Origin of the sequence: Pseudomonas sp. P7758 (assembly GCF_013386485.1) — a bacterium.
Classification (GTDB): Bacteria; Pseudomonadota; Gammaproteobacteria; order Pseudomonadales; family Pseudomonadaceae; genus Aquipseudomonas.
The window spans coordinates 64,554-78,184 of the sequence record NZ_JACARS010000083.1; the positions used below are offsets into that span (position 1 = coordinate 64,554).

Below are 13,631 nucleotides of genomic sequence, written 5' to 3' on the forward strand. Positions count from 1 at the left end.
GACGTCTACACCAGTTTGCGCTTGCGAAACTCGGCCACCTTATGCCGATTGCCACACAGCGCCATGCTGCACCAGCGGCGCTTGTGGCCCTTGGTGCGGTCGTAGAACCACAGCACGCACTCGGGATGTTCGCAGGTGCGGACCAGGCCGAAATCCCCTTCCACCAGTAACGTCGCGGCGGCTTCGGCAATCGGCGCCAGGAACTGCTCGGCAGTCTGCACCTTGCGCTGGCGCTCCAGCCGCAACTCGCCAGGCGCCGGCCAAGCCAGTTGCGGGTGACTGACCGCCTTGCGCAGGAACGCATTCAGCGCGCCGGGATCGCCCTGCTGGCCGGCCTTGCGCTGCTCCAGTAACACGCGGATCACTTCCCGCAATCCCCGCGCCGCGCCCAGCAATGCCCCCTCCTCAAATACCGGTACTGCGCCCTCCTCGGCCCAGCCAAGCCGCACCAGCCAGCGCTCGACATCGGCATCGCCTTGCCAGAATTCAAAGGGCACACCGTCGACATTCGCCCGGGTATTGAGCATGTCCAGCACGGGGTGATCAGCCAGAACGTAGGGTTCCAACGGGGATGGGGTGATGGCGGGCATGGCAAATCCTCTTCAAGTCCGCGCCATCGTAACCGCTGATTTCGCTTTTGAATAGTTACTAAATTCGTCAATCAGTAACCCATTAAATTAATTTGACAGGTTACATTTTCAAGCGCAGCCTGCAAAACCAGTAACCCAACAAATCAATTTAACCAGTTACAAAGAGGACTACGATCATGTCGATTTCAGCCCCGGTTGTTCGCTATCAGCACGTTGATGCCGATGGTGTGCGCATTTTCTACCGTGAAGCCGGCGACCCGTCCGCGCCGGTGTTGCTGCTGCTGCATGGCTTTCCCAGTTCGTCCCATATGTACCGTGACCTGATCCCGCTGCTTGCCACCCGCTACCGGATCATCGCCCCGGACTTGCCAGGCTTCGGCTTCACCGAAGTCCCCGCCGAACGCAATTACCACTACAGCTTCGATAACCTGGCGATCACCGTTGGCCACTTCGTCGAGGCCCTGAACCTCAGTCGCTATGCCCTCTATGTGTTCGACTATGGCGCACCGGTGGGCCTGCGCCTGGCCGTGGCCCACCCGGAACGGGTCAGCGCGCTGATATCGCAAAACGGCAATGCCTACCTGGAAGGTTTGGGTGACGCCTGGGATCCGATCCGGGCCTACTGGGCCGAGCCGAGCCAGGCCAATCGCGAGGTGATTCGCAACGCGGTCATCAGCCTGGAAGGCACGCGCTATCAGTACCTGCATGGCGTGTCGCAACCGGAGCTGGTGGCGCCGGAGTCCTACATGCTCGACGTGCTCCTGATGCAGCGTCCCGGCAATGACGAGATCCAGTTGGACCTGTTCCTCGACTACCGCAACAACCTGACGCTGTACCCGGCGTTCCAGGCGTTTTTCAAGGCCACGCAAGTGCCGGCGCTGGTGATCTGGGGCCAGAACGATCCCTTCTTCATCCCGCCGGGCGCCCATGCCTACAAAGGCGACAACCCCAATGCCGTGGTGGAATTACTCGACACCGGCCACTTCGCCCTGGAAACCCACGCCGCGCACATTGCCCAACGGATTCATGCAGTACTGGGTGACGCCATCAACTGATAACCGCCCATGAAACACTGGATTCGTCCAGTGAATAATACAGACTGGCCTGGTGCTGCCTGGCCCTGCTAAAACGACGGAACAGCATTCCACCGTTGGAGAAGCGTCCCATGAGCACCTGGCCAGACACCCGAATTCTTGACCTGCTGGGCATCGAGTTACCGATCATTCAGGCGCCCATGGCCAATGCCACGAGCACGGCCATGGTGATTGCGGCCAATCAGGCCGGCGCCCTCGGTTCAATGCCGGCGGCGGCGCTCAGCATCGAGCAACTGCGCGAAGCACTCACCACGATTCGCCAGGCCAGTTCGCGGCCGCTGAACGTAAATTTCTTCTGCCATCAGCCACCGACGCCGGATGCTCACCGCGACCTTCAGTGGAAGAACCTGCTGGAAACCTACTACCGCGAGCTGGGCGCCGATTTTGACGCGCCGACGCCCGTCTCCAACCGCGCACCGTTCAACAACGCCGCCTGTGAAGTGGTGGAAGAGTTCCGCCCGGAAGTGGTGAGCTTTCACTTCGGCCTGCCGGAAAAATCCCTGCTGGACCGGGTCAAGGCCACCGGGGCGAAAGTGCTGTCGTCGGCTACCACCGTCGAAGAAGCCATCTGGCTGGAACAGCACGGCTGCGATGCAATCATCGCCATGGGCAACGAAGCCGGTGGCCATCGCGGGATGTTCCTCAGCGACGACCTGAATAGCCAGATCGGCACCATGGCGCTGGTGCCACAGGTCGTCGATGCCGTGCGCGTGCCGGTGATTGCGGCCGGCGGCATCGGGGATGCCAGGGGCATTGTCGCGGCCTTCGCCCTTGGCGCGTCAGCGGTGCAGATTGGCACCGCGTACCTGTTTACCCCCGAGGCCACCGTCTCGAAGTCACACCACCATGCCTTGCGCACTGCCCAGGCCAGTGAAACCGCGCTGACCAACCTGTTCACCGGGCGCCCGGCGCGGGGCATCATCAACCGCGTAATGCGTGAGTTGGGCGCGATCAACCCCACGGCGCCGGCGTTCCCGCTGTCCGGCGGTGCGTTGATGCCGCTCAAGGCCAAGGACGAAGCCGGCTTCAGCAACTTGTGGTCGGGCCAGGCGCTGCGCCTCGGCAAAGACATCTCCAGCTATGACCTGACGCTGCAACTGGCCGCGCAAACCCTGGAAAAACTCGGCCGACGCTGAACCTGAACTCCCGGGACAACTTTGCGCTGTACCGGCAGTGGCCAACCGCTATATATTCCCATACATAGCGGTAGTCCCCCTCTGCCTAACAAGCCGCAAACCCCAAGGAGCTTCTTGATGATGATTCGCGCCTCACGCCTGGCCCCCACGGCCCTCGCCACCCTGATCGCCGCGTTTGGCTTCTCCTCGGCGAATGCCGATGAAGTACAGGTGGCCGTGGCTGCCAACTTCACCGCACCGATCCAGGCGATTGCCGCCGACTTTGAAAAAGACACCGGCCATAAACTGGTCGCTGCCTACGGCGCTACCGGCCAGTTCTACACCCAGATCAAGAACGGCGCGCCGTTTGAAGTGTTTCTCAGCGCCGACGACACCACCCCGCAGAAGCTCGAAGCCGAGGGCGACACCGTCAAGGGCTCGCGCTTCACCTACGCGGTCGGCACCCTGGCGCTATGGTCGGCCAAGGAAGGCTACGTCGATGCCAAGGGCGAAGTGCTGAAGAAAAACCAGTTCCAGCACCTGTCCATCGCCAACCCGAAAGCCGCGCCTTATGGCCTGGCCGCCACCCAGGTGCTGGCGAAGGAAGGCCTGACCGAGAAGGTCAAGGACAAGCTCGTTGAAGGCCAGAACATCACCCAGGCCTATCAGTTCGTCTCCACCGGCAACGCCGAACTGGGTTTTGTAGCGCTGTCGCAGATCTACAAGGACGGCAAAGTCACCAGCGGTTCGGCCTGGATCGTACCGTCTTCGATGCATGACCCGATCAAGCAGGACGCGGTAATCCTCAACAAGGGCAAGGACAGCGCCGCCGCCAAGGCCCTGGTTGAATACCTCAAGGGTCCGAAAGCCGCCGCGGTGATCAAGTCCTACGGTTACGAGCTGTAAATGCCGCTGTCGAGTGCCGATTTTTCCGCGATCTGGTTGACCCTGAAACTGGCATCGCTGACCACGGTCATCCTGCTGGTCATCGGCACTCCGATAGCCCTGTGGCTGTCGCGCACCCGCTCGTGGTGGCGCGGCCCCATTGGCGCGGTGGTGGCCTTGCCGTTGGTGTTGCCACCCACGGTGATCGGCTTCTACCTGCTGCTGACCATGGGCCCCAATGGCTACTTCGGCCAGTTCACCCAATGGCTGGGCCTGGGCACCCTGACCTTCAGCTTCGCCGGGTTGGTGATTGGCTCGGTGATCTATTCGATGCCGTTCGTGGTGCAGCCGTTGCAAAACGCCTTCTCCGCCATCGGCACTCGCCCGCTGGAAGTGGCCGCGACCTTGCGGGCCAATCCCTGGGACACCTTTTTCACGGTGATCCTGCCCCTGGCGCGCCCAGGGTTTATCACCGCGTCGATTCTCGGTTTTGCCCACACCGTCGGCGAGTTCGGCGTGGTACTGATGATCGGCGGCAATATTCCCAACAAGACCCGGGTCGTCTCGGTGCAGATCTACGACCACGTCGAAGCCATGGAATATGCCCAGGCCCACTGGCTGGCCGGGTCCATGGTGGTGTTTTCTTTCCTGGTGTTGCTGGCGCTCTACTCCAGCCGTAAAACCAAGGCGGGCTGGAGCTGATGTCGATGATCGAGGTACGCCTGCAACTGAAGTATTCCGGGTTTGCCCTGGACGTCGACCTGCACCTGCCCGGTCGTGGGGTGACGGCGCTGTACGGCCATTCCGGCTCCGGCAAGACCACCTGCCTGCGTTGCATCGCCGGGCTGGAGCGGGCTGAAGAGGGTTTCGTGCAGATCAACGACGAGGTCTGGCAAGACAGCCGCAAAGGACTGTTCGTGCCACCCCACAAACGCGCCCTGGGTTACGTGTTTCAAGAAGCCAGCCTGTTCCCGCATTTGTCGGTACTGGCCAACCTGGAGTTCGGCTTCAAGCGCATCCCGCGCCAGCAACGCCGGGTGGAGATGAGCCACGCCACCGAACTATTGGGCATCGGCCACCTGCTGGACCGCCATCCGCAGCACCTTTCCGGCGGTGAGCGCCAGCGCATCGGCATCGCCCGCGCCCTGCTCACCAGCCCGAGCCTGTTGCTGATGGATGAACCGTTGGCCGCGCTGGACAGCAAACGCAAAAGCGAAATCCTGCCGTATCTCGAACGCCTGCATGATGAACTGGAGATTCCGGTGCTGTACGTCAGCCATGCCCAGGACGAAGTGGCGCGCCTGGCCGATCACATCGTGTTGCTCAGCGACGGCAAGGCCCTGGCCAGCGGTCCCATCGGCGAAACCCTGGCCCGGCTGGACCTGCCCATGGCCCTGGGCGACGACGCCGGCGTGGTGATCAACGGAACGGTCTGCGCCTACGACGAGCATTACCAGTTGCTCACCCTGCAATTGCCCGCGAGCCAATTGCAGATGCGCGTGGCCCATGCACCATTGGCGCTGGGCAAACCGTTGCGTTTCAAGATCCAGGCGCGGGACGTCAGCTTGAGCCTGCAGGCCGAGGAACACAGCAGCATCCTCAATCGCCTGCCGGTGACGGTGACCCAGGAAATCCCGGCGGACAACGCAGCCCACGTGCTGGTAAGCCTGGACGCCGCCGGCACGCCGCTGCTGGCGCGCATCACCCGTTACTCGCGGGACCAGTTGCAGCTGCATCCCGGCCAGACGCTGTGGGCGCAAATCAAGGCGGTGGCGGTACTGGCCTGACTGCCCGACAGCTGCTATGGGGGAGCAAACTTGTTGGCACGACCGCAAAACCCTGCGGTCAATCAGAAATACCTGCCAAGGAATTTGCGCCATGCCCGACCCTGCGTTGCTTGCCGACCTGCCCCGCGACCTGCATTACGTCGACGATACCCAGCCCGGGATCTCCCGCAAAAAGCTGCGGGGCAAATTCCAATACTTCAAGGCCGACGGCACACGCATAACCGATGCCGACGAAATCAAACGCATCAACGCACTGGCAGTGCCGCCGGCCTATACCGATGTGTGGATCTGCGCCGACCCGCGCGGCCATCTGCAGGCCACCGGGCGGGATGCCCGGGGGCGCAAGCAGTACCGCTACCACCCGCGCTGGCGCGAGGTGCGCGACACCGACAAATACTCCCGGCTGCAACAGTTCGGCAGCGCGCTGCCCAAGTTGCGCAAACAGTTGGAAGCACAGATCGAGGCGCCAGGGTTCAATCGGGAAAAGGTCCTGGCCACGGTGGTGCTGCTGCTCGACGCCACCCTGATCCGCGTCGGCAATACCCAATATGCCCGCGACAACCGCTCCTACGGCCTGACCACCCTGCGCACCCGCCATGTGGATATCAAGGGCAGTGAGATCCTGTTCCAGTTTCGCGGCAAGAGCGGCATCGAGCACCAGATCAGCGTCAAGGACCGGCGCCTGGCCACGGTGATCAAGCGCTGCCTGGAGTTGCCGGGGCAGAACCTGTTCCAGTACCTGGACGAGAACGGCGAGCGCCATACCGTCAGTTCCACCGATGTGAATGCCTACCTGCACACCCTGACCGGCGCGGATTTTACCGCCAAGGACTACCGCACCTGGGCCGGCAGCGCCCTGGCGCTGGCAGTGCTGCGCGAGCTTGAGTGGCAGCCGGAATCCGACGCCAGGAAACATGTGGTGGAGATGGTCAAGAACGTTGCCAAGCAACTGGGCAACACGCCGGCGGTGTGTCGCAAGTGCTACATCCACCCGGCGGTGCTGGAGCATTTCAGCCTGGGCGAACTGGCGAAACTGCCCAAGCCCCGAGTGCGCAAAGGCTTGAAGGCCGAGGAAGTCGGGCTGGCGATGTTTCTGGAGCAACTGGCCGAACGCCTGTAAGTGCGCCAAGTCATTGCAGCGGAGCACGAAGCGCCCTACGGTAGTGGCCGGATAATCTCACCGAGGAACCCGGCCCCATGCTGCCTTCATCCCTGAAGCCCTACACCAACGCCGCCTTGCTGCATCGCCACAAATGGCGCGGGCGTGTCGGGTTGCTGCTGGTGGCCAGCCTTTCCGTGCTGGCGGGCATGACCGATGCGATTGGTTTCATGGCCAGCGGGGATTTTGTGTCGTTCATGAGCGGCAACACCACGCGCCTCGCCGTGGCGATCAGCGAAGGCGACCTGGGCCTTACCGCGCGCCTGACACTGCTGGTGGCGACGTTTATCGGCGGGAATGCGCTGGGCGTGATGGTCAGCCGCGTCAGCCGGCGCCACGCCCTGCCCCTGTTGCTGTGCATCGCCACCCTGCTGTGCGGGGCTGCGGCCTGGCCGTTCGCCGATCAATTGCCGGCGTTGCTGGCAGCGATCATCGCCATGGGCATGCTGAATGCCGCCGTCGAAGAAGTGAACGGGTTGCCCGTGGGGCTTACCTATGTCACCGGGGCGCTGTCACGCTTTGGTCGCGGACTGGGCCGCTGGATGCTCGGTGAACGCCGCAACGGCTGGCGCGTGCAACTGATCCCGTGGGCCGGGATGTTTGTGGGTGCGGTGATCGGTGCGTTGCTGGAGCACCACATGGGGATTCGTGCGCTGTTGGTCAGCGGGGTGCTGTCGGCGCTGTTGGGGCTGGTGTCGCTGAAGATTCCGCGGCGCTGGCACCTGGGGTACATGCCCCGCTAGAAAACAGTTGCCCTCCCGACGCTCCGGCCTCGACATCCCTGTACCGGTAAAGAGCCGTCACGCCGGGTGAGCGGGAAAATACTAAAACAATGCCTGCGGGACTGTCCGCAGGGCATTTCTGAACTTTTCTAACGGAATGGATTACAGGCAGGTCGCCAGTGCCGCCAGGCGGCGCTTGGCCGGATAGTCATCCTGGGCCGCGTAATAGTTGACGGAGGCGCCGGCGCCGGCACTGCGCACGTCGACAAAATAGTCACCTGCCGTGGTGTAGATGGTGAAGCCACCAGCCTGTGCAGGCTCCATGAAACCACCGGCATCCACCCCGAACACCGCTTCATCCTGCCAGCCGAACTGGATGCACTGGGCAACCACCAGCGGAGCCTTGTCCGAGGCCAGGGTTTTGTAGGGCGCGCCGGTACGCGCCTCTTTCATCTTCGAGCCCGCGCAACCGGCCAGCGATGCCAGGACCAAAGCGCCAATTACCACCATCCGCATACCGAAGCTTCCTTGGAAAAAACGCGACTGTACCATTAGCAGGCGACACCGAAGGATTATTGCGTCACCCTGCCGCCTACTTACGAACCCGCTTTTACCCGGAAACCCCATGACACCCAATGCCGAGCGCTACAACCCCTCCACCGACTACGCCGACAAGCTGATCAGCCGCATCGGCCAGACGCCTTCGTGGATCGCCAAACGCATCGGCGTGACCGACAAGCGCATCCGCTACATCCTTGACGGCGAGCGCACCGTGAAGGGCGAAAGCACCCCGATCCAGATGACCTACACCGAGCAATTTGCCCTGGAATGCCTGGCGGCCGAGGCGAAAGCCAACAAGAAAGCCGCCGCCCCGGTTATCGAATAGCTGACAGATTCATGAACTTTGTTTCACTGTGAAGGAAGACCTCGCCGCCTATAGTCGGCAGGCTCATTTTTAAGAAGTCTCCCTTCCAGCCTGCCCTCCCGCAGGCTTTTTTTTGCCTTGGTTTTGCTCCCCCCGTAGCAGGAGTTTGCTGGTCAGAGCAGCCAGCGGAGCAGATAGAACAGCGCCATGCTCAACAACACGGTGATCAGCACGCTACGGGTCCAGAACATCAACGCCACGGCGCTGATTCCGGCCAGCAGGTAGGGGTTGCCCACACTCAGGTTGAGCTTGTGATCAGCCAGGAAAATGATCGGGCCGCAGATGGCGGTGAGCATCCCCGGTACGGCAAACCCGAGAAACTCCCGCGCCCCGCGATTGAGGCGCACCGGCAGGCGCGGCTCGAGAAACAGGTAGCGGTTAAGAAACACGATCAGGCCCATGCCAAAAATCATCACGAAGATCATTGTTGCCCTACTCCCAGCCGCTTGCAGGCAAACCCTGCGCTCATCCCCAACACACCGGACACCACCACCGCCGATTCCCAGTGCAGGTAGCTCAGCCAAACCGAGCACAGCAACGACACGGCTACGCAGACGATGGTCGGCACGTCGCGCACTACCGGGGTGATCAGGGCGATAAAGGTCGCTGCGATCGAGAATTCCAGGCCCAGTTGATCCAGCCCGGGAATGCTTTTGCCGAGCACGATGCCGGCGAAGGTAAAGACGTTCCAGATGATATAGAACGTCAGGCCGACGCCCAGGGCGTACCAGCGATTGAAGGTCTGGCGGTCGTACTGGCTCACCAGGGCGAAGAATTCGTCGGTCAGCAAAAAGCCCAGGCTCATGCGCCACCGTGGTTTGAGCGGCGACAGCGTGGGACGCATGTGCATGCCGTAGAGCAAATGCTGGGAGGTCAGCAGCAAGGTGGTCAGCAGGATCGAAATCAGGCTGGCGCCGCTCTTGACCATACCGATGGCCACCAATTGTGCGGCACCGGCAAACACGATGGTCGACAGCCCCTGGGCTTCCAGCGGCGTGAATTGGGCATCAATTGCAGTCGAACCGGCCAGCAATCCCCACGGCGCACACGCCAGGGACAATGGAATGATCGCAATCGCGCCACGGGAAAAGGCATTCAGAGGCAGAGCGTTAGGCATACACAACAAGCTCATCGACAGTCAGTCGACAAGCATGCCAGCGGTATCAGGGATTGTCTTGAACGATCGTGCTCAAGCCAGTTTGACCGACACCCGCTCCACCGCGTCCCGGGCTTCGCGCAGTTCGTGGGCGTCCTGGTTGAGCCGGTGGATGGTATTGAGCAGGCGCTGGCGCAGCACTTCATCGCTGAGCTTTTCGACGGCGCGCATCAGGTCAAACGCCGCGGTTTCGTTATTGTCCGCGACGGAATCCAGGGTCTTGCGCAGGTTGCGAGTGGCACGGGTCACACGTTTTCTTCCTTCATCACCAATGGGCAGGCACTTTAGGACATTTGTGTTTCAGTTTAATTTCAACCACTTGTCATCGATTGTCGGGCACTTGACGCAGGTCAATCGAAACAAGGTTTGACCAATACATATGGAAATACGTATATTCGTATTTCCATATGTATCAAGGCACTGACCATGTCAGATCTTTTCTCCCCGCCCAACGTCTTCAAATGCCTGGCCGACGCCACCCGCGCCAGGCTGACGTTGTTGATCCTGCGTGAAGGCGAACTTTGCGTGTGCGAATTGATCCATGCTCTGGACGACAGCCAGCCGAAAATCTCCCGCCACCTGGCGCAACTGCGCAGTTGCGGGTTGCTGCTGGACCGTCGCCAGGGCCAGTGGATTTATTACCGCCTCAACCCGGCCTTGCCGGAGTGGGTGACGGCAGTGCTCGACACCACCCTGCAAGCCAACCAAGCCTGGTTAAAAACAGACGCCCAGCGTCTGGAAACCATGGGTGACCGACCACAACGGGCCAGCGCCTGCTGCTGATCCTGCGGAGAGCTTTTCATGCTTGTTGCCGTTGCTATCTTTCTGTTCACCATCATTTTGGTCATCTGGCAGCCCAAGGGCCTGGGCGTGGGCTGGAGCGCCACGATGGGCGCGATCCTGGCCCTGGCGTGCGGGGTTATCAGCCTGGCCGACATCCCGGTGGTGTGGCACATCATCTGGAACGCCACCGGGACCTTCGTCGCGCTGATCGTCATCAGCCTGCTGCTGGATGAGGCGGGCTTCTTCGCCTGGGCTGCCTTGCATGTGGCGCGCTGGGGCCGTGGGCGCGGTCGGCGACTGTTCGCGTACATGGTGCTGCTGGGCGCGCTGGTATCGGCTTTGTTCGCCAACGACGGCGCGGCGCTGATCCTCACGCCCATCGTGATGTCGATGTTGTTGGCGTTGCGCTTTTCCCCGGCAGCCACCCTGGCGTTCGTCATGGGCGCCGGGTTTATCGCCGACACCGCGAGCCTGCCGCTGGTAGTCTCCAACCTGGTGAACATCGTCTCGGCCGACTATTTCAAGATCGGCTTCAACGAATACGCCGCAGTGATGGTGCCGGTGAACCTGGTGAGCGTCGCCGCGACTCTCGCCGTATTGCTATGGTTTTTCCGCCGGGACATTCCGCAAACCTACGACCCGGCCGACCTCGACGACCCTGCCAGTGCGATCCACGACCGCGCCACCTTCCGCGCCGGCTGGTGGGTGCTGGGCATCCTGCTGGTGGGCTGCTTTGCCCTGGAACCGCTGGGCATTCCCATCAGCGCAATTTCTGCCGCCTGCGCCATATTACTGCTGGTGATCGCCGCCAAGGGCCACAAAATCTCCACCCGCAAGGTGCTGAAGGAAGCGCCCTGGCAGATCGTGATTTTCTCCCTGGGCATGTACCTGGTGGTCTACGGCCTGCGTAACGCCGGGCTGACCGACTACCTCGCGACCTGGCTCGACACCTTCGCAAGCTATGGCGTATGGGGCGCGGCTTTGGGCACCGGTGTACTCACCGCGCTGCTGTCTTCGGCGATGAACAACCTGCCAACCGTGCTGATCGGCGCGCTCTCCATCGAGGCCAGCCACGCCGTGGGCGTGGTCAAGGACGCGATGATCTACGCCAACGTGATCGGCAGCGACCTAGGCCCCAAAATCACCCCTATCGGCAGCCTGGCGACCTTGCTCTGGCTGCACATCCTGGCACGCAAAGGCATCACCATCACCTGGGGTTACTACTTCAAGGTCGGGATCGTGCTGACCCTGCCGGTACTGTTGATCACCCTCGCCGCCCTGGCCTTGCGCCTGAGTTTCTGACGGAGTTCGCTTGATGAAAGTCCTGTTCATGTGCACCGCCAACAGCTGCCGCAGCATTCTCTCGGAAGCCTTGTTCAACCATCTGGCGCCGGACGGTTTCCAGGCCATCAGCTCCGGGAGTTTCCCCAAGGGCCAGGTGCTGCCACGCAGCCTGACCACGCTGAAGGCCGCCGGCATCAGCACCGAAGGCTTGTACAGCAAGGGCAACGACGCCTTTGAAGGCAGCCCGCCGGACATCGTCGTCACCGTGTGCGACAAGGCTGCTGGAGAAGCTTGCCCAGTGTATTTCGGCCCGGCCATGAAGGCACATTGGGGGTTGGAGGACCCGTCGGATGTTCAAGGCGATGAAGCCCAGGTCGACGCCGCGTTCCGCGCCACCCTGGAAATCATTGAACGGCGCTGCCGGGCTTTTTTCGAGATTCCGTTCGCCAGCCTCAGTCCCATCGAAATCAAGGCCGAGCTTGATCGCATCGCCACGCCGTAACCGAAGAGCCGGGCGAGTAGTCGATCTGAAGGTCTTTTCCGGCGTATGCTCGCGGGCAACGGTCACAGCGAGCCCCCTCAATGAGTTCCATGCAGCACGCCTGGCTGGGCAACTACGAAGTCAGCAGCACCGCCTGCACCGGCCTGACATTTGCCCGCCACAGCCATGATGAATGCGTGATCGGCGTCAACCTGCTCGGCGAGGAACAGGTGTGGCTGGATCGTCGCACCTTCGAGGCCGGCCCCGGCAGCATCACCCTGTACAACCCGGGGCAGATTCAAGGCGGCGGCGCGGCCGAAGGGCAGCCGTGGCGGTTTGTCAGCTTGTATGCGACTGCCGAGCAATTGGCGGCTGATCTGGGTCTGGCGCACCTGGAGTTCGACCGTTCGCTGTGCTTCCAGCCGGCGTTGGCGATGAAACTCGCCGGGGCGATTGAAGGCGCGTTGAGTGTCGATCCGCTGGCCCGTGAGCTGAGTGAGGAAGCCCTGGTGGTGCTGCTCGGCGAAGTCGTCGGTTGCAGCGGCGTCCGCTTGCCGGGCAGCACTGCGGTGGGACGCGGGTTGGTGATCAAGGCCCAGGAATTGCTGGCTGAAAACTTGCACCAGGCGGTGGCACTCGAGACCCTTGGTGACGAGTTGGGCCTGTCGAAATTCCATCTGCTGCGGGCTTTTCAGAAAGAAACCGGGCTGAGTCCACGCCAGTGGGCGATGCAACTGCGTACCCGGCGCGCCAAGGGGCTGTTGCGCTCAGGCGTTGCGGCGTCGCAGGTTGCCCATGCCTTGGGGTTTGCTGACCAGAGCCATCTGAATCGGCATTTCCGGGCGGCCTACGGGATCACACCGGGGCGCTATCAACGCGTGCTCAAGGGCTGAAAAGCGCAATCTGGTTCAAGACGACTTACACACCCTTCCCTAAAATGCCGGCCATCACTTGAAGGAAGGCAGGCATGTTGACGATCTTTTTTTCGGCGCTGGTGTTTGGGTTTGTGTTTTGCCTGTCGCCGGGGGCGGTGCTGGCGGAGACGCTGCGCCGTGGGCTGCTGCATGGGTTTACCCCTGCGCTGTTGGTGCAGATCGGTTCGCTGGTGGGCGATGCCGTGTGGGCGGTGATCGGGCTTACGGGCATGGCGTTGTTGATCCAGCATGAGTCGGTGCGGGTGCCGCTGACGGCCGTTTGTGGGCTGTATCTGGCCTGGCTCGGGATTCGCAGCCTGATGGATGCCTGGCGCTTGCCAGAGGCCGGGAGTGCGCCGGCCAGGTCCGGGCAGAATGCGCTGGTGGTGGGGGCGGCGATTTCCCTGGCCAATCCGAAGAACATTGTCTATTGGGGGGCGCTGGGGAGTGCGTTATCGGGGATAGTCGGGGCGGCGCCTAGCCATGGGCAGACGTTGATGTTTTTTGCGGGGTTTATGCTGGCTTCGGTGTTGTCGTGTTTTTTGATTGCGGGGTTGGTCAATTTGCTGCGGCGGAATGCTTCGCCCATGTGGCAGAGGGTTAGCTATGGGGCTTGTGGGGTGGTGCTGCTGTATTTGGCGATTTTGGCGTTGCGGGGGATTTGAGGGGGCATATCCGTTATTTGGGTAACGGCGGCCTTTGGTTCCGCTCTTACAGCGGCTCACTTTGGAAAAGC

At 61.8% G+C, this 13,631-nt stretch carries 18 protein-coding genes; 13 read left to right on the plus strand and 5 right to left on the minus strand.

Annotation, left to right across the window (positions count from 1 at the left end):
• Positions 1-5: 5 nt before the first annotated feature.
• Complete coding sequence (locus tag HX873_RS18830; RefSeq protein WP_087693903.1) at positions 6-590, minus strand: ABATE domain-containing protein; 585 nt, start codon at positions 588-590, stop codon at positions 6-8.
• A 176-nt stretch (positions 591-766) separates the two neighbouring features.
• Here HX873_RS18830 and HX873_RS18835 point away from each other — a divergent pair, with 176 nt between their 5' ends.
• The 7 genes from HX873_RS18835 to HX873_RS18865 all read left to right on the plus strand — a co-directional run bounded on the left by HX873_RS18835 (position 767) and on the right by HX873_RS18865 (position 7,373).
• A complete protein-coding gene (locus HX873_RS18835; RefSeq protein ID WP_008432499.1) occupies positions 767-1,645 on the plus strand; it encodes an alpha/beta fold hydrolase in 879 nt (292 codons plus the stop codon).
• A gap of 110 nt (positions 1,646-1,755) precedes the next feature.
• Positions 1,756-2,820: a nitronate monooxygenase family protein gene (locus HX873_RS18840; RefSeq protein ID WP_177067372.1), complete on the plus strand. Its 1,065-nt coding sequence runs from the start codon at positions 1,756-1,758 to the stop codon at positions 2,818-2,820.
• A gap of 117 nt (positions 2,821-2,937) precedes the next feature.
• Entirely contained in the window at positions 2,938-3,705 is a 768-nt protein-coding gene (modA, locus tag HX873_RS18845; RefSeq protein WP_003212594.1) for a molybdate ABC transporter substrate-binding protein, read from the plus strand.
• A complete protein-coding gene (gene modB, locus HX873_RS18850; RefSeq protein ID WP_177027854.1) occupies positions 3,706-4,386 on the plus strand; it encodes a molybdate ABC transporter permease subunit in 681 nt (226 codons plus the stop codon).
• Positions 4,386-5,471 (plus strand): molybdenum ABC transporter ATP-binding protein, encoded by a 1,086-nt coding sequence (gene modC / locus HX873_RS18855; protein ID WP_177123029.1) that lies wholly within the window; start codon positions 4,386-4,388, stop codon positions 5,469-5,471. Before modB ends, modC begins: the two co-directional genes overlap by 1 nt.
• A 91-nt stretch (positions 5,472-5,562) precedes the next feature.
• Complete coding sequence (locus HX873_RS18860) at positions 5,563-6,591, plus strand: DNA topoisomerase IB (protein ID WP_102369005.1); 1,029 nt, start codon at positions 5,563-5,565, stop codon at positions 6,589-6,591.
• A gap of 77 nt (positions 6,592-6,668) precedes the next feature.
• Entirely contained in the window at positions 6,669-7,373 is a 705-nt protein-coding gene (locus HX873_RS18865) for a YoaK family protein (RefSeq protein WP_177117014.1), read from the plus strand.
• 141 nt (positions 7,374-7,514) lie between these two features.
• Here HX873_RS18865 and HX873_RS18870 read toward each other — a convergent pair whose 3' ends face one another.
• Positions 7,515-7,868: a hypothetical protein gene (locus HX873_RS18870; RefSeq protein WP_087693907.1), complete on the minus strand. Its 354-nt coding sequence runs from the start codon at positions 7,866-7,868 to the stop codon at positions 7,515-7,517.
• Positions 7,869-7,977: 109 nt separating this feature from the next.
• Between HX873_RS18870 and HX873_RS18875 the strand changes: the two genes are divergently transcribed.
• The gene (locus HX873_RS18875; RefSeq protein ID WP_003212600.1) at positions 7,978-8,238 is read left to right on the plus strand and encodes a hypothetical protein; all 261 of its coding nucleotides are present in this window, start codon (positions 7,978-7,980) and stop codon (positions 8,236-8,238) included.
• Between the two features lie 152 nt (positions 8,239-8,390).
• On the opposite strand, the gene HX873_RS18880 is transcribed toward HX873_RS18875, so the two are convergent.
• From HX873_RS18880 to HX873_RS18890, 3 genes are all read right to left on the minus strand, one after another.
• The gene (locus HX873_RS18880; protein ID WP_177123030.1) at positions 8,391-8,702 is read right to left on the minus strand and encodes an AzlD domain-containing protein; all 312 of its coding nucleotides are present in this window, start codon (positions 8,700-8,702) and stop codon (positions 8,391-8,393) included.
• The gene (locus tag HX873_RS18885) at positions 8,699-9,394 is read right to left on the minus strand and encodes an AzlC family ABC transporter permease (protein ID WP_003212602.1); all 696 of its coding nucleotides are present in this window, start codon (positions 9,392-9,394) and stop codon (positions 8,699-8,701) included. Before HX873_RS18885 ends, HX873_RS18880 begins: the two co-directional genes overlap by 4 nt.
• Positions 9,395-9,466: 72 nt before the next feature.
• Complete coding sequence (locus tag HX873_RS18890; protein WP_003212603.1) at positions 9,467-9,682, minus strand: hypothetical protein; 216 nt, start codon at positions 9,680-9,682, stop codon at positions 9,467-9,469.
• 177 nt (positions 9,683-9,859) lie between these two features.
• Here HX873_RS18890 and HX873_RS18895 point away from each other — a divergent pair, with 177 nt between their 5' ends.
• The 5 genes from HX873_RS18895 to HX873_RS18915 all read left to right on the plus strand — a co-directional run bounded on the left by HX873_RS18895 (position 9,860) and on the right by HX873_RS18915 (position 13,560).
• Entirely contained in the window at positions 9,860-10,216 is a 357-nt protein-coding gene (locus HX873_RS18895) for a metalloregulator ArsR/SmtB family transcription factor (protein WP_003212604.1), read from the plus strand.
• Between the two features lie 18 nt (positions 10,217-10,234).
• Positions 10,235-11,518, plus strand: a complete 1,284-nt coding sequence (locus HX873_RS18900) for an arsenic transporter (protein WP_003212605.1) — start codon at positions 10,235-10,237, stop codon at positions 11,516-11,518.
• A 13-nt stretch (positions 11,519-11,531) separates the two neighbouring features.
• A complete protein-coding gene (locus tag HX873_RS18905) occupies positions 11,532-12,002 on the plus strand; it encodes an arsenate reductase ArsC (RefSeq protein WP_087693911.1) in 471 nt (156 codons plus the stop codon).
• Between the two features lie 80 nt (positions 12,003-12,082).
• Positions 12,083-12,874: an AraC family transcriptional regulator gene (locus HX873_RS18910; protein WP_023658815.1), complete on the plus strand. Its 792-nt coding sequence runs from the start codon at positions 12,083-12,085 to the stop codon at positions 12,872-12,874.
• Positions 12,875-12,948: 74 nt separating this feature from the next.
• Positions 12,949-13,560, plus strand: coding sequence for a LysE family transporter (locus tag HX873_RS18915; protein WP_003212608.1), 612 nt, complete (start codon positions 12,949-12,951; stop codon positions 13,558-13,560).
• The last annotated feature ends 71 nt before the right edge of the window (positions 13,561-13,631 follow it).

What these genes read in the sequence shown, in the direction of transcription:
- HX873_RS18830 (WP_087693903.1), bottom strand. Translation starts at nt 590, where the DNA reads ATGCCCGCCATCACCCCATCCCCGTTGGAACCCTACGTTCTGGCTGAT.
- HX873_RS18835 (WP_008432499.1), top strand. Translation starts at nt 767, where the DNA reads ATGTCGATTTCAGCCCCGGTTGTTCGCTATCAGCACGTTGATGCCGAT.
- HX873_RS18840 (WP_177067372.1), top strand. Translation starts at nt 1,756, where the DNA reads ATGAGCACCTGGCCAGACACCCGAATTCTTGACCTGCTGGGCATCGAG.
- modA (WP_003212594.1), top strand. Translation starts at nt 2,938, where the DNA reads ATGATGATTCGCGCCTCACGCCTGGCCCCCACGGCCCTCGCCACCCTG.
- modB (WP_177027854.1), top strand. Translation starts at nt 3,706, where the DNA reads ATGCCGCTGTCGAGTGCCGATTTTTCCGCGATCTGGTTGACCCTGAAA.
- modC (WP_177123029.1), top strand. Translation starts at nt 4,386, where the DNA reads ATGTCGATGATCGAGGTACGCCTGCAACTGAAGTATTCCGGGTTTGCC.
- HX873_RS18860 (WP_102369005.1), top strand. Translation starts at nt 5,563, where the DNA reads ATGCCCGACCCTGCGTTGCTTGCCGACCTGCCCCGCGACCTGCATTAC.
- HX873_RS18865 (WP_177117014.1), top strand. Translation starts at nt 6,669, where the DNA reads ATGCTGCCTTCATCCCTGAAGCCCTACACCAACGCCGCCTTGCTGCAT.
- HX873_RS18870 (WP_087693907.1), bottom strand. Translation starts at nt 7,868, where the DNA reads ATGCGGATGGTGGTAATTGGCGCTTTGGTCCTGGCATCGCTGGCCGGT.
- HX873_RS18875 (WP_003212600.1), top strand. Translation starts at nt 7,978, where the DNA reads ATGACACCCAATGCCGAGCGCTACAACCCCTCCACCGACTACGCCGAC.
- HX873_RS18880 (WP_177123030.1), bottom strand. Translation starts at nt 8,702, where the DNA reads ATGATCTTCGTGATGATTTTTGGCATGGGCCTGATCGTGTTTCTTAAC.
- HX873_RS18885 (WP_003212602.1), bottom strand. Translation starts at nt 9,394, where the DNA reads ATGCCTAACGCTCTGCCTCTGAATGCCTTTTCCCGTGGCGCGATTGCG.
- HX873_RS18895 (WP_003212604.1), top strand. Translation starts at nt 9,860, where the DNA reads ATGTCAGATCTTTTCTCCCCGCCCAACGTCTTCAAATGCCTGGCCGAC.
- HX873_RS18900 (WP_003212605.1), top strand. Translation starts at nt 10,235, where the DNA reads ATGCTTGTTGCCGTTGCTATCTTTCTGTTCACCATCATTTTGGTCATC.
- HX873_RS18905 (WP_087693911.1), top strand. Translation starts at nt 11,532, where the DNA reads ATGAAAGTCCTGTTCATGTGCACCGCCAACAGCTGCCGCAGCATTCTC.
- HX873_RS18910 (WP_023658815.1), top strand. Translation starts at nt 12,083, where the DNA reads ATGAGTTCCATGCAGCACGCCTGGCTGGGCAACTACGAAGTCAGCAGC.
- HX873_RS18915 (WP_003212608.1), top strand. Translation starts at nt 12,949, where the DNA reads ATGTTGACGATCTTTTTTTCGGCGCTGGTGTTTGGGTTTGTGTTTTGC.